Source organism: Bradyrhizobium sp. 139 (assembly GCF_023074175.1).
Lineage (GTDB): Bacteria > Pseudomonadota > Alphaproteobacteria > Rhizobiales > Xanthobacteraceae > Bradyrhizobium.
The window spans coordinates 57002-73486 of the sequence record NZ_JADPKS010000078.1; the positions used below are offsets into that span (position 1 = coordinate 57002).

Annotated in this window: 18 protein-coding genes; 8 read left to right on the plus strand and 10 right to left on the minus strand. The window is 64.1% G+C overall.

Translation table 11 applies throughout. The features are described 5' to 3' along the window. Nucleotides 1–87: 87 nt before the first annotated feature. Entirely contained in the window at nucleotides 88–447 is a 360-nt protein-coding gene (locus IVA80_RS19010; protein ID WP_247433495.1) for a hypothetical protein, read from the plus strand. Between the two features lie 131 nt (nucleotides 448–578). Here the strand turns inward: IVA80_RS19010 and IVA80_RS19015 are convergent, their stop codons facing one another. After that, nucleotides 579–1397, minus strand: a complete 819-nt coding sequence (locus IVA80_RS19015; protein ID WP_247433499.1) for a quinoprotein dehydrogenase-associated SoxYZ-like carrier — start codon at nucleotides 1395–1397, stop codon at nucleotides 579–581. A 62-nt stretch (nucleotides 1398–1459) separates the two neighbouring features. Then, on the minus strand, nucleotides 1460–2386 hold the full coding sequence (locus IVA80_RS19020; RefSeq protein WP_247433502.1) for a quinoprotein relay system zinc metallohydrolase 2: 927 nt from the start codon (nucleotides 2384–2386) through the stop codon (nucleotides 1460–1462). Between the two features lie 129 nt (nucleotides 2387–2515). Between IVA80_RS19020 and IVA80_RS19025 the strand changes: the two genes are divergently transcribed. Beyond that, nucleotides 2516–3397 (plus strand): substrate-binding domain-containing protein, encoded by an 882-nt coding sequence (locus IVA80_RS19025; protein ID WP_247433505.1) that lies wholly within the window; start codon nucleotides 2516–2518, stop codon nucleotides 3395–3397. Next, nucleotides 3394–3954 (plus strand): PQQ-dependent catabolism-associated CXXCW motif protein, encoded by a 561-nt coding sequence (locus IVA80_RS19030; RefSeq protein WP_247433508.1) that lies wholly within the window; start codon nucleotides 3394–3396, stop codon nucleotides 3952–3954. Before IVA80_RS19025 ends, IVA80_RS19030 begins: the two co-directional genes overlap by 4 nt. Before the next feature lie 175 nt (nucleotides 3955–4129). On the opposite strand, the gene IVA80_RS19035 is transcribed toward IVA80_RS19030, so the two are convergent. From IVA80_RS19035 to IVA80_RS19060, 6 genes are all read right to left on the minus strand, one after another. Further along, nucleotides 4130–4429, minus strand: coding sequence for a copper-binding protein (locus IVA80_RS19035; protein ID WP_247433512.1), 300 nt, complete (start codon nucleotides 4427–4429; stop codon nucleotides 4130–4132). A gap of 135 nt (nucleotides 4430–4564) precedes the next feature. Then, complete coding sequence (locus tag IVA80_RS19040) at nucleotides 4565–5179, minus strand: hypothetical protein (RefSeq protein ID WP_247433515.1); 615 nt, start codon at nucleotides 5177–5179, stop codon at nucleotides 4565–4567. Continuing rightward, a complete protein-coding gene (locus IVA80_RS19045) occupies nucleotides 5179–6024 on the minus strand; it encodes an ABC transporter permease (protein WP_247433518.1) in 846 nt (281 codons plus the stop codon). The genes IVA80_RS19040 and IVA80_RS19045 overlap by 1 nt, the downstream gene beginning before the upstream one ends. After that, nucleotides 6021–6827 (minus strand): ABC transporter ATP-binding protein, encoded by an 807-nt coding sequence (locus tag IVA80_RS19050; RefSeq protein ID WP_247433521.1) that lies wholly within the window; start codon nucleotides 6825–6827, stop codon nucleotides 6021–6023. Before IVA80_RS19050 ends, IVA80_RS19045 begins: the two co-directional genes overlap by 4 nt. Continuing rightward, on the minus strand, nucleotides 6824–7792 hold the full coding sequence (locus IVA80_RS19055; RefSeq protein ID WP_247433524.1) for a YVTN family beta-propeller repeat protein: 969 nt from the start codon (nucleotides 7790–7792) through the stop codon (nucleotides 6824–6826). The genes IVA80_RS19050 and IVA80_RS19055 overlap by 4 nt, the downstream gene beginning before the upstream one ends. Before the next feature lie 22 nt (nucleotides 7793–7814). Beyond that, nucleotides 7815–8996: an ABC transporter substrate-binding protein gene (locus IVA80_RS19060; protein WP_247433527.1), complete on the minus strand. Its 1182-nt coding sequence runs from the start codon at nucleotides 8994–8996 to the stop codon at nucleotides 7815–7817. A 59-nt stretch (nucleotides 8997–9055) separates the two neighbouring features. Between IVA80_RS19060 and IVA80_RS19065 the strand changes: the two genes are divergently transcribed. Then, the gene (locus IVA80_RS19065; RefSeq protein WP_247433531.1) at nucleotides 9056–9628 is read left to right on the plus strand and encodes a DUF3280 domain-containing protein; all 573 of its coding nucleotides are present in this window, start codon (nucleotides 9056–9058) and stop codon (nucleotides 9626–9628) included. A 356-nt stretch (nucleotides 9629–9984) separates the two neighbouring features. Here IVA80_RS19065 and fghA read toward each other — a convergent pair whose 3' ends face one another. Together fghA and IVA80_RS19075 are read right to left on the minus strand one after the other, a co-directional pair. Further along, nucleotides 9985–10830 (minus strand): S-formylglutathione hydrolase, encoded by an 846-nt coding sequence (gene fghA, locus IVA80_RS19070; protein WP_247433534.1) that lies wholly within the window; start codon nucleotides 10828–10830, stop codon nucleotides 9985–9987. 72 nt (nucleotides 10831–10902) lie between these two features. Beyond that, a complete protein-coding gene (locus tag IVA80_RS19075; protein ID WP_247433537.1) occupies nucleotides 10903–11523 on the minus strand; it encodes a response regulator transcription factor in 621 nt (206 codons plus the stop codon). A gap of 191 nt (nucleotides 11524–11714) precedes the next feature. Between IVA80_RS19075 and IVA80_RS19080 the strand changes: the two genes are divergently transcribed. From IVA80_RS19080 to IVA80_RS19095, 4 genes are all read left to right on the plus strand, one after another. Beyond that, complete coding sequence (locus IVA80_RS19080; protein ID WP_247433540.1) at nucleotides 11715–13073, plus strand: histidine kinase; 1359 nt, start codon at nucleotides 11715–11717, stop codon at nucleotides 13071–13073. A 150-nt stretch (nucleotides 13074–13223) separates the two neighbouring features. Then, nucleotides 13224–15689: a TonB-dependent receptor gene (locus IVA80_RS19085; RefSeq protein ID WP_247433543.1), complete on the plus strand. Its 2466-nt coding sequence runs from the start codon at nucleotides 13224–13226 to the stop codon at nucleotides 15687–15689. A gap of 260 nt (nucleotides 15690–15949) precedes the next feature. Further along, nucleotides 15950–16249 (plus strand): hypothetical protein, encoded by a 300-nt coding sequence (locus IVA80_RS19090; RefSeq protein ID WP_247433545.1) that lies wholly within the window; start codon nucleotides 15950–15952, stop codon nucleotides 16247–16249. After that, on the plus strand, nucleotides 16246–16479 hold the full coding sequence (locus IVA80_RS19095) for a hypothetical protein (protein ID WP_247433549.1): 234 nt from the start codon (nucleotides 16246–16248) through the stop codon (nucleotides 16477–16479). The genes IVA80_RS19090 and IVA80_RS19095 overlap by 4 nt, the downstream gene beginning before the upstream one ends. Nucleotides 16480–16485: the final 6 nt, after the last annotated feature.

Consider the following 16485-nt stretch of genomic DNA (forward strand, 5'->3'; position numbering starts at 1 on the left):
CACCTTGTGAGCCGTTTCTTCGAAGGGAGTTCTTTTCAGGACAATAGGCATAGCATAGCTTCCGTCGCAACCAGCGGGAGGATGCTCATGAATCTGGCGGGACAGCTACGACCGATTGTCGCCGTAGCGGCGGTGCTGGCGGCGACCGTGTACGCCGCGCGCGCCGAGGAGGCCAACGATTATCCGACCTCGGCGCGTGCCGAATACGTCTATGGCTGCATGAAGGCCAATGGCGAGAGCCGGCAATCGATCGAGCAGTGCTCATGCTCGATCGACGTGGTCGCCTCGATCGTGAGCTACGAGCGCTACGTCACTGCCGAGACCGCGCTCAGCATGTCCCAGGTGCGCGGCAATCTCGGTGTTCAGTTTCGGACCTCGGAGCAGGCGAATTCCGCGGTGAATGATCTCAGGCGTGCTCAGGCGGAAGCCGAGGTGAGGTGCTTCTGACCGCTTCGTGGCGCACCTACCCTGGTCGTCGTGCCCGGGCTTGTCCCGGACATCCACGTTCTAGCGTGCGTCACCAAGATCGTGGATGACCGGGACAAGCCCGGCCATGACGAGCGAGAGGCAAATCGCCCTCACGTCCCCGGCTTCTCCACATCCCACTCGTTGCGAAACACATGTCCATCCGTGTCCTTGGCTTCCGCGCGAAAACGCTTGGCGCCGTTGGAGACGTAGGTGAAGCGCAGATTGGGATCTTCCGAGATCGAGATGCCGCCTTCCATGGACAGCACGGGACTATCGTCCTGCGTCAGTTTCAGCTGGTTGACGAAGAAGGCGGGAATATAGAGCTGCGTGACCTGGTCCATTTGCAGGCCGGAATTGTTGGGATGGCCGATCATGATCTGCGCCTCGCGGATTCGGCTCGCCGGCACATCCTCGCGCGCGAATTGCCGGTAGCGCATCTGGCCGAGCCGCTTGCTGGCTTCCTCGGCATTCTTCCCCGCCGGCGCCGAGCAGCCGCCGGACGCCTTCACATAGGTCTTGGAGACGTAGAGCTGGCCGTCGCTGAGTTCAGCCACCGCATGGACGTCGGTATAATTATTGACGCGCACCCGTGTGGAGATTTCCGTGACATTGGCGTCCGGGCCAAGCTCGAACTTTGCGGCCATCGGCGCCGGGTTGCGGTCAATCACCAGCGTGATCGAACGAATGCGGCGGGCATCGCCGGGCGACAGCTTGCTGCGCAAAGTCACGGGAACAATCGCCGCGTCCTCGGCGCGATAGGGCATCTCGATCCCGATGACGTTGCTGCCTTCGTTCATCGGGCGGTTGCTGAAGATGTCCTGCACCAGACCGGGCCACGGGTCGTCGGCCTCTTCAGCCGGCACCGGCGCGGCAAAGGCGATGCCGAACAGGGCGGCGAGCAAGGTCAGGCGGCGTGTGCATCCCGTCATAGTCGTGATCCCGCGCGCAGTGATCCCTGGGTCAGCTTAACTAAGCAAGCCTAGCGCGTCCGCTACTCCCATTCAATTTCAGAAAATGCTGCAGTTGCGTTGCGGGCGTTGTAGTCGTCGAACAGCTGCCAGTGCGACCGCTCCAATGCTGCCGCCTTGTCGGCGGCAGTCCGAATCGGCTCGCCCTTCTTGTTCGACGCCCGCACGTCGGCCAGCATTGCCATCAGATAACGCCGCTCATCGGCCAGTGCTGCAGGCCAGTCGCTCACGGGACCGTGACCGGGAACGACGCGTTGCGCCGGAGTTCTCTCAAGTTCCTCCAAGATGCCGAGCCAGCCGCGAATGCTGCCGTCCATGACCGGAATGTGGCGGAGAAACACGAGGTCGCCGGCGAACAGCGTCTTGCTCGTCTCGTCGAACACGGTCAGATCGTTGTCGCTGTGCCCGGCCGGCCAGGCCCGCAAGATCAGACGGCGCGACCCGAGATCGAGCGTCATTGTGTCCGAAACGAGCAGGGTAGGCGGCACGATCTTTACGGGATCAATCAATTCGCTACCCATGATGCGGCGAAAATTGTCGAGATAGTAAGGCCCGCGCGTCGCCAGTGCCTGCGGCAGCTTGCTGTGGCCGACGAAGCTGGTTCCCGCTGCGACAAAGGCCGCATTGCCGAAGACATGGTCGGGATGGCCATGGGTGTTGATGAGGTAGCGGATCGGCTTGGATGTGCGAGCCCGCACCGCCGCGAGCAGCGCCTCGCCCTCACGGAGGCTGCCGCCGCTGTCGATCACGGCCACCGCATCGTCGCCGACGATGAAGCCGACATTGGCGATGTCCCCTTCGTTCTCGCGGGTCATCAGCGCGATGGTCCCGGAGTGTACGAAGATTCCCGGCGCGACTTCGCTCACAGGCAATTCGGCCGCCCCGGCGCATGGTACCGTCGCCATCCCCAGCAGGGACAAGGCTGTGATCACGAGAGCAATGCGAGACACTTTCCGCCTCAGTTCAAACAGTTTGCTGCGTTGCACTGCAACACAGCAACGCCCGCACAAAGTTTGGCAAAATATGGCGCGTCATGCGTTGCATGGCTTAGCATTCAAACAAACCGAGGAGGAAGCGCGATGACGAAGGCCGGGCGACATCGTCGCTGGTTGTTTTCACTGTGGGTCCTGGTTGCATCTTGCGCGTTCGGCGACGTCGCCATCGCGCAGACGAGCGAGACCGGCGACCTCTCGTTCGAACTGGTCGACCCAAAAGTGCTGCGCGTCTGCGCCGACCCGCGCAATCTGCCGTTCTCCAACGAGAAGGGCGAGGGGTTCGAGAACAAGCTCGCCGAGCTGCTCGCGGACAAGCTCCAGAAGAAGCTCGACTACGTCTTCTTCCCGCAGGCCACCGGCTTCGTGCGCATGACGTTGGGTGCGCATCGCTGTGACGTCATCATGGGATTTCCGCAAGGCGACGACCTCGTGCAGGGCACCAATCCTTATTACCGCACGGCCTATGCGCTGGTCGCCAAGACCGGCGGCGGGCTCGATGACGTCGATACGCTCGAAGACGCGCGCCTGAAGGGCAAGCATGTCGGCATCGTCGCCGGCACGCCGCCGGCGACCAACATGGCGCTGGCCGGTCTGATGGGCGATGCAAAGCCCTATCCGCTGATGATCGATACGCGCTTCGACAATTCGGCGCAGGCCATGATCGACGACCTCGCCGCCGGCAAGATCGATGCCGGCGTGCTATGGGGGCCGATGGCCGGGTTCTATGCGAAGAAGGCCGGGTCGCTGCACGTCACGCCGCTGGTGAAGGAAACCACCGGGCCGAAGCTGGTCTATCGCATCGGCATGGGCGTGCGTCCCGCCGACCAGAACTGGAAGCGGCAGCTCAACAAGCTGATCCAGGAGAACCAGGGCGAGATCAACAAGATCCTGCTCGACTTCGGCGTACCGCTGCTCGACGAGAGCGACCGGCCGCTCGGAGCGGAGACGGCCAAGAAGACGCCATGAGGCGGCAGCTTGCCGCTGCGCTGCTCGCCGCCATGCTGGCGGCGCCGGCAATGGCGCAGCAGCAGGAGCCGTTCGAGCCCGAGGGATATCGCGCCGACAATTACCGCGCGCCGGTGCCGGCGACGCTCGCCGGAGCGCGCGTGCTGACGACTGCCGAGGCCGAAGAGATCTGGCGTGCGAAGAGCGGCGCGTTCATCGACGTGCTGCCACGCGCGCCGAAGCCGAAGAACCTTCCCGAAGGCACCGTCTGGCGCGATATGCCGCGGAAAAATATTCCGGGCAGCATCTGGCTGCCTGACACCGGCTACGGAACGTTGCCGCCCGCCATGGACGACTATTTCCAGCGCGGCCTCGCGCACGCGTCGCGGGGCGACAAGACCGCGTTGCTCGTGATCTATTGTCTGGCCGACTGCTGGATGTCGTGGAACGCCGCCAGGCGCGCATTGGCTTACGGTTACGCCAACGTCGCCTGGTACCCCGACGGCACCGACGGCTGGGAGCGCGCGAAACTTCCGACCGAGGAGACGCAGCCGCAACCGCGCCCTGAGCAGCAATGATGAGCGCAGGTGCCTCCTCCCCGTCATTGCGAGCACAGCGGCACAAGCAATCCAGAATCGTTCCGCGGAGGGACTCCGGATTGCTTCGCTGCGCTCGCACGATGTGGGCGATGCTTCGCGGACGTCGACTGGACGGATTCGCGGAAGCTCCCCCCACCAGAAGCGAAGACCGCGCCTACTGCTTCTGCAGCTTGGTCAGCGTGCCCGTACCGTTATTGTCGGTCGCCGAGTACGTCACCCTGTCGCCGGCATGGACGGCATCGAGCATCGCGGCGTCCTTGGACTTGTACTGCTGAAGCGCGCCGGCGCCGCCTGCGCTGCCACCGACCGTGCCCTTCTGCGTCTGCTGGATCGAGATGGTGTTGTTGAGCCGGTCGATTCTCGTGACCATTCCGGTCATGTCATCAGCAAAAGCAGTGGATGCGAGCATGGCGATGGCTGCAGCGCCTGCGAGGATGAATTTTGTTGTTCCCATCGTGGCCTCCCGGCGTCTTGGAGTTCACTTCGACAAGCCATCCTAGAGCGATTTGGTTCCGGCAGATAGCGCGGCGAAGGTTAACAGTTGCGCCGGGATGGCTGGAACCCGCCGCGAGTTGCCGCCAAACCGGCGCTATTCCATTTCCTGCTGGATCACGCGTCCCACAGCGAACAGGCGCTGGTCGATCGCGGTCGGAACTTCGCAGACGAACCGCACCACCTTATGGCGGTCCTCGAAGATGCGGGTCTTCCAGATCAACTCGTTGCTGAGCGCCTCGACCTTGGCCTCGTCGCGCGGCGTCGCGCCCTGGATCGCCTGGAGCGCGAGGGTCTCCTCGCGAATCTTGTCGGCGGCCTCGCGTTGCTTGCGGCTGACGCGTTCGAGACCGTTCATGACCTGGGAGCGCTGCGCATTGAGCGTGTCGAACAGGCCGGCGAACAGGAGTTTTGCGTTCGCGGTCTTGTCAGGGGCGGAGGCCGCCAGAAATTCTTTCACCAATTTCTCGGCCTCCTCCAGCGGCGTCTTGCGCGCGGACAGTTTTGAGACCAGCGCGCTGACCTTGGTGTCGTCCTTCCACTTGGTCTCGGCGTCGTCGAGCGCCGGGCCGGCCCACACGGCGGCAAGCGAGATCTCCGGCACTTTTGCCTGCGTGCAGGGCCAGTCGGGATAGCGCGGATCGACCGCGCGCGCGGCCGTGCCCGCAACCGCGAGCGCCAGAGCGGCCATGATCATGATCCCTGATCTCATCATTCGCCTCCCGCAGGGCCCCGTCGCGCCAGCCCGCGCGAGGGATCATAGGCCAGAATCGCGCCGATCATGAAGACGATTGTACAGCCCGTCACCACCGCCAGCGAGACCCAGTTGATTTGCCCGTAGAGCGCAAAACGTATCAGCTCGACCGCATGGGTGAACGGATTGGCCTCGCAGACATAGTAGAGATACGGGCTGCCCTCCTGCACCCGCCAGAGCGGGTAGAGCGCGGAGGAGGCGAAGAACATCGGAAAGATCACGAAGTTCATGACGCCGGCAAAGCTTTCGAGCTGCTTGATGCCGGATGAGATCAGCATGCCGAGCGAGCCCAGCATCAGTCCGGACAGGATCAGCGCCGGCAGCACGGTGAGATATCCGATCGGAGGAGGGGTGATGTCCCAGAACCAGGCGATCAGCAGGAACGCATAGACCTGGAGCAGCGACACCGCGGTGCCCGCGAGCAGCTTGCAGAACAGCAGGAAGCCGCGCGGCAGCGGGCTCACCAGCAGCGTGCGCATGTTGCCCATCTCGCGATCATAAACCATCGACAGCGAGGACTGCATGCCGTTGAAGAGCTGGATCATCGCCATCAGCCCGGGCGCGATGAAGACCTCGTAGAGGATGTAGGTCTCATAAGGCGGGATGATGGAGATGCCGAGCACCTGTCGAAAGCCGGCGGCGAAGATGAACAGCCACACCAGCGGCCGCACCAGCGCGGAGACGAAACGCTCGCGCTGATGCAGGAAGCGCAGGCCCTCGCGCCAGACGATGCCGCTGAGGCAGGTCATGTATTCGCCGGCCGAGAAGCCGCGTGGCGCATCGCGCGCGGTGATGCTGCTCATGCGCCGCCTCCCGGCATCACTTGCGCACCCGTCAGGCGCATGAAGGCGGTGTTGACATCCAGCGCGCCGGCCTCGGAGATGACGCGGCTCATCGGCCCCTGCGCCAGCACCTTGCCCTGATGCAGCACCACGAGGTCATCGCCGGCCATGATCTCGTCGAACAGGTGCGTGGCCCAGAGCACGCCGATGCCTTGCTCGGTCACGAGCTGGCGGACATGGCTGATGATGTCGGCGCGTGCCTTGACGTCGAGGCCGACTGTCGGCTCGTCCAGCAAGAGAAGCCGCGGCCGGTGCAGCAGCGCGCGCGCGATCTCGAGCCGCCGCATCTGTCCGCCCGAGAGATCGCGCACCTTGCTGCCGGCACGCTCCGAAAGGCCGATGCGGCCGAGCAGCTCGGCGCTGCGCGCGGCGGCCTCGCGGCGACTGATGCCGTGCAGCGCGGCATGATAAAGCAGGTTCTGCGTCAGCGACAGATCGAGATCGAGCGTGCGCGGCTGGAACACGACGCCGAGCAGCCGCAGCGCCTCGCCGGGGTTTTTGCTGATGTCGTGGCCGAAAATGCCGACACGGCCGGACTGAATGCCGAACAGGCGCGTGATCAGCGAGAACAGCGTGCTCTTGCCCGCACCATTGAGCCCGAGCAGCGCGGTAAAGCTCGCCGGCTGCACATTGAACGAGACGTCGATCAGCGCCCGGCGCGGGCCATAGGCGTGGCTGACGCCGTCGATCGACAGCGCCGGCGCCGCGGCCGGATCGGGCCGTGGTGTCTCGCGTGGTTCGGCGATGGGGGCAGGGCTGGTCATGGCGCGATCGCGATGCCCCAGGGCAGTTCGCCCACCTGAATGGTCTTGATCACCTTTTGCGCGGCGACGTCGATGACGGAAACGTCGTTCGACACGCCGTTGGTGGTGAGCAGATATTTCTCATCCGGCGTGAACGCCATGTGCCAGACTCGCTGCCCGACCAGCAGATATTTCGTCACCTTGCGCGTCGCGGTATCGACCACGGCGACGCGGTTGGCGGGGCCGAGCGCGACGAAAGCGGTCTTGTCGTCCCGGGTCATGCCGATGCCGACGGGCTGGATCGCCTCTTTCCGCAACCCCGGAATCTCGAACGTGATCTTGCCGATCACCTCGTGCTTTCCGGGATCGATCACCGAGACCGTGCCGCCGATCTCCGAGGACACCCACAGCTCTGAACTATCATGCTTGAATTCGGCAAAGCGCGGCCGCGCGTCGACCAGCACATTGGCGACGATCTGGCGCGAGGTGGTGTCGATGAAATGCGCCATGTTGGTCGTCTCGGACGTGTTGATCAGCATCTTGCCGTCGGGGCTGATGGTCATGCCCTCCGGCTCGACCCCGACCTGGATGTCGCCGAGGCGGGCGCGCTTCTCGAGGTCGATCACGGTCACCGTGTTGTCGTTCTCGTTGGCGACATAGAGGACGTTTCCGGCGGCATCCTGCGCGAACAATTCCGGGTCGGGCCCGGAGGGCAGGCTGTCCACAATGGCTTGCGTCCTGGCGTCGATGACCTGAATGGTGTCGTCGTCGCCGACCGCGACCATCACGAACTTGCCGTCGCGCGTGAAATCGATGCCGCGCGGGCGCTGGCCGACCTTGATGGTCTTGGTCACGGTCCAGCTGTCGGTGTCGATCACCGAGACCGTGTTGCTCTTCTCATTCGAGACATAGGCGATGAACGCATGCGCCGGCGCCGCCACGAGCGCCAGTCCGCAGAGAAGCCCAACACGCCACATGCGCGACATCCAAGTCCTCACTTTAACGTCCTCACTTCAGCTTGCATTTGCTCTCCGGGCGATCGTATCCAAGCGTGTCGAGCTCCGAGACCTGGTGCAGAAATCCTTCCTGCGGCGACACCGAGACCACCATGCGGCCGTCGACCAGGAGGATCGGCTGGCGCAATTGCAGGTTCCAGTCGCGCAGCGTCAGCCGCGTGCCTTTGAAGGCGGCGACTGAGAAATCCGGACCTTTGATGAAATCGGAGACCTTCTTGACATCGCCGGAATTGGTGCGCGAGGTCGCTTCGCCGATCATGCGCACCGCCGTCCAGGCCTGCATGTCGAGTGCGGTCATGCGCCGCGAATTCAGCTTGATGAAGCGGTTCTGCATCTGGATCGCGCCCCACTGGTCCTGCGCGGCGTCCCAGCTCCGCGGCACGAGGCCGGCAGAGCCCGCGACAGGCCGCGGATCCCAGGTGCGATAGGGCAGATAGGCGCCGAACACCTCGCTCTCGTCGGCCGCGAGGAGCACGTCATAGGCCGGTGCCTGTTGTGTGAACACCGGCATCTGGCGCTGGATCAGCGTCACGCCCGAGTCAGTGCGGCGCGCGCCGCCTTTGTCTTCGAAGCTGCGCTCCTGCACGATCTTGGCGCCGAACCGCGTCGCCGTGCGCCTCAGCGCATCGGCGAACAACTTGTCTTCGTCATGCGAGCCGACCACGAGCAGCCAGCGCTTCCACTGCTTCCATACCAGGTATTGGCCGAGCGCGTCCGCCAGCATCGCGCGCGTCGGCGCCGTGTGGATGACGTTGGCGCGGCAATCGGCCTCGCGCAGGCGCTCGTCGATTGCGCCGGCGTTGAACAGCAGCGTGCCGCGGTCGCGCAAGGCATCCGAGATTTTCAGCAGCGCGTCCGCCGGCAGATCGGCGATGATGAAGCCGTTTCTCTCGGCAAGCGCAGTCGCAGCCTGAACCGGATCTTCGCCTTCCTTGATGCGGCGCTCCTCCAGCGTGAAACGCTGGTTGAGGAATTTTCCAGTGGTGTTGTTGTCCTCGATGGCGAGGCGCGCGCCGGCGACGCCGTCATTCTCCGCGGGCTGCTCGACCAGCGACAGCGTCGATCTGGTGCCGGCGATTCCAAGATAGCCGACGCCGATCTGGACCTGGTCGGCCGCGAGCGCACTCGTCGCTGCAAGACCGAAGCCGATCAGGCCGACCAACCATCGGATCATGTTTCCTCCACGCGTTCTCCCCGGCTTGACCGCCGATGGAGAATTGTCTCTGCTAAAGCATGACCGATTTGGCCCGGCTTGCAACCCCGCATTTCGTCCCCGCACGCGCGAGGCCTGGAATCACGATGATGCGAGTGCTGATATGTTTCGCAGCTTTGCTGTTGACGGGTTCGGTCGCGCTCGCCGATCCGCCGAAGCTGGCGGTGTTCGATTTCGAGCTGATCGACACCAGCCTGCCCGGCGAGTTCTACGGCTCCAGGCTTGAAGAAGCGCGGCTCGAGCGCATCAGCGAGCAGCTCCGCAAGGCACTTGCGGAGTCGGGCAGGTTCCAGCTGCTCGACATCGCGCCGGTCAGGGATGCCGCCCGTCACGCCAACCTGCAGGCCTGCGGCGGCTGCGATCTCCAGCTTGCCGGGCAGCTCGGTGCCGACTTGGAGATCACCGGCATGGTACAGAAGGTCTCGAATCTGATCATCAATCTCAACATCTATTTGCGCGACGTGAAGACCGGCAACATGATCACCGCCGCCAGTGCCGACATGCGCGGCAACACGGACGAGTCGTGGTCGCGCACGATGAGCTATCTGATCCGCAACCGCCTGCTGGCGCCGAATTACGGCAAGCCGGAGTAGGGGCGGCTCTCTCCCCTTGTGCCGCTGCACCCTCGCCCCTTGTGGGCTAAGGCATGCACACATCTCAAAAACGGAATCTAATACAGGGACTTAGATGACCCCAGGTTTCGGAACCGCCCAAAGAGCGGTCGGTCAGCTATCATTGAAAAGACTTGCGCTTTCTATTGATGCTGACCAACGGCCGAAAGATGTGTGCACGCCTTAGCCCCTTGTGGGAGAGGGTGGCTCGCCGCGTAGCGGCGAGACGGGTGAGGGGTCTCTCTCCGCGAGTCCGACTCTCATTCGAGATTGCGGAGACATACCCCTCATCCGGCGCTTCGCGCCACCTTCTCCCGCAAGGGGAGAAGGAAGAAAGCTCACCCCTTCAATCTCTCCGCGTGCCAGTGCAGATGGTCGCCCATGAAGGTCGAGATGAAATAATAGCTGTGGTCGTAGCCCGCCTGCCGCCGCAGCGTCAGGTGGATGCTGGCCTTGGTGCAGGCGGCTTCCAGCAGCTCGGGCCGAAGCTGCTCCTTCAAGAAATTGTCGGCCTCGCCGACGTCGACGAGAAAGCCTGAAAACTTCGCGCCGTCCTCGATCAGCGCCACGGTGTCGTGGCCACGCCAGGTGTCCTTGTTCGGACCGAGATAGCCGGTCAGCGCCTTGATGCCCCAGGGCACAAGCGAGGGCGCCACGATCGGAGCAAACGCACTGGCCGCGCGAAAACGGTGTGGATTGCGCAGCGCGACCGTTAGCGCGCCGTGGCCGCCCATCGAATGGCCCATCACCGATTGCCGCTTGGCGTCGGCGGGAAAGTTCTCAGCCACGAGTTTGGGCAGCTCGTCGGTGATATAGCTCCACATGCGATAGTTGCGCGCAAACGGCTCTTGCGTCGCGTCGACATAGAAGCCGGCCCCTAGGCCGAAATCATAGGCATTGTTGGCATCGCCCGGCACGTCGGGCCCGCGCGGGCTGGTGTCGGGCGCGACGAAGATCAGGCCGAGCTCGGCGCAGGCGCGGCGGAATTCGCCCTTTTCGGTGACGTTGGCATGCGTGCAGGTGAGGCCGGACAGATACCAGACCACGGGCAGCTTCGCGCCATCGGCATGCGGGGGAACATAGACCGAGAACACCATGTCGGTTCCGGTCGCCTGGCTCGCGTGGCGATACACGCCCTGCACGCCGCCATGGGATGTGTTGGTCGAGACAGTCTGGATCGTCATGCCGTTATGCTCCGTGGCATCTAACCACATCAGGATTGCAACGCTTGTGTGACCGAATTCGTGGGGTGTGCGTCAGGCCACGCCGCTGTCGATCGCCAGCCGAACCAGCTCCACCGAGGTCTTCACGCCAAGCTTCTGGCGCATGATCGAGGAGGTGTTGGCCACCGTCTTGTAGGAGGATTGCACCAGCCAGGCGATCTCGGACAGGCTCTTTCCGGCGCTGAGCAGCCGCAGGATTTCCATCTCGCGCGCGTTCAGCTTCGACAGCGGGCTTTGCGCCAGCGCGGGTCCCGCGAAGGCGATGCTGCGCGCGATCGCGCTCGGCAGATAAGTGCCGCCGCTTCCGACCGCGCGGATCGCCTCGACGAGGTCGTCGGGGTCGCCGGTCTTGGAGACGTAGCCCTTGGCGCCGCACTCGATTGCGCGCGCGGCGAAAGCAGGGTCGTCGTTCATGCTGAACATGATGATGCGGGCGTCCGGTGCGCGTTCGAGGATGCGGCGCGCGAGCTCGAAGCCGGAGACGGTCGGCAGGTTGATGTCGATGATCGAGAGGTCGGGGCGCTCGACGATGAAGACGCATTCGCCGTCCTCGGCGTCGGCGGCCTCCAGGATCTCGATCTCGCCCTCATCTGCCAGCACGGCACGGCAGCCGGAGGCGACAATGGGATGATCGTCGACGATCAGAATGCGCATAGGCGTTCCTCGCGACAGCACCGCCTTGTTTGCGCCGCATGATGCCGACCAAGCAAGACCGTGCGTCTGATGTCGCCTCATGCAACCCGGCCGGGATTGCTGTACGCTTTCGATTAGATATCGGGCGCTTCGGGTCTGTCAACGTCATCGGACCGGCGCGGACAAACCTTCGTGGGGCACGGGCAACACCAATGTGGCAAAATCTATCCTTGCGCGCGCGCATCAACCTGCTGCTGGCGCTGCTCTTGGCGCTGGGGCTCGCCGTCAATATCGGCCGTCAGGTCGCGGAAGCCGGCCCGCGCGTGCAGGCCGAGGACCAGAGCGTGATCCGGCTGGCGCGCGAATTCATCGAGATGATTGTGGCGGATCTGAACGAGGCGCCCGATCCCGATGCCAGGCTGAACCGGATCGCGCGCGATCTCAGCCGCCTGCGCCATGTCAGTATCGCGCTTCGGGACGCCGGCGGGAACCCGCTGACGCCGCTCCGGCCTGGTGCCGACGACGACACGCGGGGGGCGCCGGCCTGGTTCGTCAGCTTGGTTCATCCCGAGCAGACCGCCGTGAGCGTGCCGGTCTCGCTCCATGGCAAGCCGGGTTCGCTCCTGATCACCTCTCATCCCGATGACGAGATCGCCGAGATCTGGGACGCCATCGTGACCCAGCTCGAGGTCGGGTCGGTGATCGCGCTCGCGCTATTCCTGGTGATGATGAATGTGGTCGGCCGGGCGCTGGCGCCGCTCCAGTCCCTGGCGGATGTGATGGCCGACCTCGAGGGCGGACGCTATCAGGCGCGCGTCACGCCGGGCGGCGCGCCCGAGCTGGCCGCGATCTGCACCAAGCTCAACCATCTTGCGGCGACGCTCGGCGAGGCGGTCGAGGACAAGCGGCGCCTCGCCGAGCGCGCGGTGTCGCTTCAGGATGTCGAGCGCAAGGAGATTGCACGTGAGCTCCATGACGAGTTCGGGCCCTATCTGTTCTCGCTGCGCGCGCATGCAAGCGCGCTGGCGAAGCAGGCGGATGGACGTGCCCCGAGTGCGGACGCCGTGCGAAAGCATGGCAGCGCCATGATGGAGCAGATCAACGCGCTCCAGCAGTTCAATCGCCGCGTGCTGGAGCGCCTGCGGCCCGTGGGCCTCGCCGAACTCGGCTTGCGCCAGGCGCTGGAATCGCTGTCGCGGCTGTGGCGGGAGTCGCATCCCGATGTCGCGATCAAGACCGCGATCTCGCCGGCGCTCGGACCGACCGGCGAGACCGCCGACCTCACTATTTACCGCATCGTGCAGGAGGCGCTCACCAACGTGTTCCGCCATGCCGGCGCGACCTCGGTGAATGTCGTCATCGAAGCCGCAGAGCCGGCGGAGCGCGACGGCCGCGGCTGCGCCCGGGTGCGGGTCAGCGACAATGGCCGCGGCATGGCGCCGGGCCAGCAGCTCGGCTTCGGCCTCGTCGGCATGCGCGAGCGGGTTCTGGCGCTGGGCGGCACGCTCAATGTCGTCTCCGGCGATGGCGGCTTGACCGTCGAGGCGCTGGTTCCGACGGCGGCGGCCTGATCGCGGGAAAAACTCCCGATTTGATCGGGAAAACGGGAGCGGAGATTGCCCGACCTTTTATGGCTGGCGCGCGAACGGCCGCCGATTACACTCGTTGCGACCAAACGGCGGACATCAAAACAGCCGGGGGTCACGGATGGGGAGGCAGGGATGGGCAAGCCGAGAAACAAACGAAGCTTGTTGATGGCCTCGGCGTCGACGGGGCTGCTGTCTGGGTTGGTCTTGGCGACTCATGCCGGGGCCGCGCAGGACGAGCAGACCAACGTCCAGAACCTGCCGCCGGTCGAAGTGACGGCGCCGCCGCCGGCGACCGTGAGGCGAGTTGCGCCACCGCGACCGGTCGCGCGCGTCGGGGCGCCGTCCTCCGCCAGCCCGAGGACACGCCTTTACGTCTACCCGACCTCGCCGGGCACCGGCCGAGGTATCGAGGTCGACAAGGTCCCTTCAGCGATCAACGCCGTCGATGCCAGCCAGATCAAGCGCACCGGTTCGCTGAACGTCACCGACGCGCTGCGCGACAACATCGCCGGAATCAACATCACCGAAGTCACCGGCAATCCGTTTCAGCCGGATGTCGAATTCCGCGGCTTTGTCGCCTCGCCCGTAACCGGCACGCCGCAGGGCCTTGCGGTGTACCAGAACGGCGTCCGCATCAACGAGGCCTTCTCGGACGCCGTCAACTGGGACCTGATCCCGACCGCGGCTATCAGGTCGGTGACGCTGGTGACCAATAATCCCGCCTTCGGCCTCAACGCGCTGGGCGGCGCGATCAATTTGCAAATGAAGGACGGCTTCACCTATCAGGGCGCCGAGATCGACATGATGGGCGGCTCGTTCGGCCGCATCCAGGGCTCGGCGCAATGGGGCAAGCAGGTCGACAAGAACTACGGCGTCTATGCCGCGCTCGAAGGCCTGCACGACAACGGCTTCCGCAATTTCTCCCAATCGGACGTGCGGCGCTTCTACGGCGACGTCGGCTACAAGGCCGGCGACAGCGAATTCCACGCCAACATGGGCATCGCCAAGAACGATTTCGGCGCCAGCGCCACCGTTCCGGCCGAGCTGCTCGACAAATATTGGGGCGCGACCTACACGACGCCGCAGACCACCTCCAACCGCGTCGGCTATCTCAACCTGACCGGAAAGGTCGATGCGACGCCGACCTGGACGCTCGAAGGCACCGCCCATGTGCGCAGGTACGAGCAGAAGCTCGTCGACGGCAATCCGACCGACGTGCAGGAGTGCGCCATTGCAGGGCTGCTGTGCTTCGGCGACGACACGACGCCGGCGAACGGCACGAACGGCGCGCAGCTTGTCAATCCGTATCCTTCGGGGACCATCCTCGGCGAGATCGACCGGAGCACGATACGCTCGACCAGCTTCGGCGTATCAGGGCAGGCCACCAACACCGATCAACTGTTCGGGCACGACAACCGTTTCGTGATGGGCGCAACCTATGACGCCGGTGTCACGCGCTACAACGCCACCGCCGAGATCGGCTCGATCGGAGAAAACTATGTGGTCAGCGGCAGCGGCGTATTCCTGGGTGCGACCGGCACACCAGACCCCATTGCCGGTCCTGTCTCGCTGCGGACCGTCAATCAATATAACGGCCTGTACGCAATGGACACGTTCAACGTCACGGATGCCTTTGCCATCACGGGCGGCGGCCGATTCAATGTGGCACGTATTACCCTGGAGGATCAGCTCGGCACCGCGCTCAACGGCGATCACACCTTCACCCGCTTCAACCCGGTGATCGGCGGCACCTACAAGATCACACCCGAGCTGACCGCCTATGCCGGCTATTCCGAGGCCAACCGCGTGCCGACGCCGCTCGAGCTCGGCTGCTCCGATCCTGCCCGTCCCTGTCTCATCGCCGCGTTTCTCGTCTCCGATCCGCCGTTGAAGCAGGTGGTGTCCAAGACCGTGGAAGCGGGCCTGCGCGGCACCCGGGAGCTGAACATCGGCTCGCTCGGCTGGAAGATCGGCGGCTTCCGCGCCACCAATCATGACGACATCGTCGCGATCCCCGTTCCCGGCCGGACCGGCTTTGGCTATTTTTCCAATGTCGGCCGTACCAGGCGGCAGGGGTTCGAGGCCGAGGTCAACATCAAGTCGCCGACGTTCCAATTCCAGGCGAGCTACGCCTTCGTCGATGCGCGCTTTCTGGACGCATTGACCATCGGCTCCAACAGTCCGTTCGCCGATGCCGACGGCAACATCCAGGTCTCGCCCGGCAACCAGCTTCCCGCCATCCCGCGCCACCGCGTCAAGATCGGCATCGACTATGCCGTGACCGACGTCTGGAAGGTCGGCGGTAACGCGCTGTTCGTTTCCAGCCAATATCCGGTCGGCGACGAGTCCAACCAATATGCGAAGCTGCCGTCCTATACGGTCTTCAATCTCCACACCTCGTACCAGGTCACGAAGAACATCCAGCTCTACGGCAGGGTCGACAATATTTTCGACAGGCGCTACGCGAGCTACGGACAGTTCTTCGATCGCGAAGCCCTGCCGAACTTCACCAATGGCGGCGCCGAGTTCACCGATCCGCGCTCGCTCAGCCCGGCAAGGCCAAGGGCGTTCTATGCGGGAATGCGGGTGACGTTCTGATCTTGGCTCAGTAAGCCCAAGACTTCAGTAAGCCCAAGACTTCAGCAAGCCCAAGACTTCAGCAAGCCCAAGACTTCAGCAAGCCCAAGGCTTCAGTAAGCCCAAGGCTGCAGTAAGTCCGGGCTGGTGGGTGACGAGGAGGCTGGGCTTTTGCCGCCGCCCTGAGTGGCGTGTCGCCACGGCTCCGTTCTACCTCTGGCCGATTGACTCATTGTTCACGTTTTGTTCTTATGCTGGTCGTCCAGCCGAGGGAGCCAGCCATGGACAATCGCATCAATGGAATCCGCAGAGTCATCAGAGCATTACGGGTCAGCATGCGTGAGGCTGAGGCCATCATGCATGAGCAAATCAACAGGGACGAAGACTGCACCTTCGTCGCCGGGGATGTCATGAAGATGCGCACGGTGATGAGCGGGCTTGTCCAGGAGCGGGCCGCTCTCGGTGACACCGACCCGATCGTCGTCGCCAGCCTCTTCGTCCCCCGCCGGCAACCGACGCCGCCGCGCCTCCGCGTCGAGAGGCGTCGTCTTGTCCCGCCGCGAGAAGTGGCACAGGCATGAAGGGAGAGAGGCCGATCTACTTCTCCGACATGCAGGCGCCACCGGAATTCCTGAAAGCTCTCGATCATGTGCGGCGCCTGTCTTGTCACGAAGGCTGGTGCCGCATGCACATTGAGGCCATCCAGGTCGCGATCGATCAGTATGCGGAAGCGGCTCTCGGCAATCGGGAGTTCTTCCTCAACAAGCCGCACAGCATCGGCGGAACTCGCGGCAGCGGCGACGTGCCGTGACATCGA

Coding starts and splice junctions, on each gene's coding strand:
- IVA80_RS19010 (WP_247433495.1), top strand. CDS start 88: ATGAATCTGGCGGGACAGCTACGACCGATTGTCGCCGTAGCGGCGGTG.
- IVA80_RS19015 (WP_247433499.1), bottom strand. CDS start 1,397: ATGACGGGATGCACACGCCGCCTGACCTTGCTCGCCGCCCTGTTCGGC.
- IVA80_RS19025 (WP_247433505.1), top strand. CDS start 2,516: ATGACGAAGGCCGGGCGACATCGTCGCTGGTTGTTTTCACTGTGGGTC.
- IVA80_RS19030 (WP_247433508.1), top strand. CDS start 3,394: ATGAGGCGGCAGCTTGCCGCTGCGCTGCTCGCCGCCATGCTGGCGGCG.
- IVA80_RS19035 (WP_247433512.1), bottom strand. CDS start 4,429: ATGGGAACAACAAAATTCATCCTCGCAGGCGCTGCAGCCATCGCCATG.
- IVA80_RS19040 (WP_247433515.1), bottom strand. CDS start 5,179: ATGAGATCAGGGATCATGATCATGGCCGCTCTGGCGCTCGCGGTTGCG.
- IVA80_RS19045 (WP_247433518.1), bottom strand. CDS start 6,024: ATGAGCAGCATCACCGCGCGCGATGCGCCACGCGGCTTCTCGGCCGGC.
- IVA80_RS19050 (WP_247433521.1), bottom strand. CDS start 6,827: ATGACCAGCCCTGCCCCCATCGCCGAACCACGCGAGACACCACGGCCC.
- IVA80_RS19055 (WP_247433524.1), bottom strand. CDS start 7,792: ATGTCGCGCATGTGGCGTGTTGGGCTTCTCTGCGGACTGGCGCTCGTG.
- IVA80_RS19060 (WP_247433527.1), bottom strand. CDS start 8,996: ATGATCCGATGGTTGGTCGGCCTGATCGGCTTCGGTCTTGCAGCGACG.
- IVA80_RS19065 (WP_247433531.1), top strand. CDS start 9,056: ATGACCGATTTGGCCCGGCTTGCAACCCCGCATTTCGTCCCCGCACGC.
- fghA (WP_247433534.1), bottom strand. CDS start 10,830: ATGACGATCCAGACTGTCTCGACCAACACATCCCATGGCGGCGTGCAG.
- IVA80_RS19075 (WP_247433537.1), bottom strand. CDS start 11,523: ATGCGCATTCTGATCGTCGACGATCATCCCATTGTCGCCTCCGGCTGC.
- IVA80_RS19080 (WP_247433540.1), top strand. CDS start 11,715: ATGTGGCAAAATCTATCCTTGCGCGCGCGCATCAACCTGCTGCTGGCG.
- IVA80_RS19085 (WP_247433543.1), top strand. CDS start 13,224: ATGGGCAAGCCGAGAAACAAACGAAGCTTGTTGATGGCCTCGGCGTCG.
- IVA80_RS19090 (WP_247433545.1), top strand. CDS start 15,950: ATGGACAATCGCATCAATGGAATCCGCAGAGTCATCAGAGCATTACGG.
- IVA80_RS19095 (WP_247433549.1), top strand. CDS start 16,246: ATGAAGGGAGAGAGGCCGATCTACTTCTCCGACATGCAGGCGCCACCG.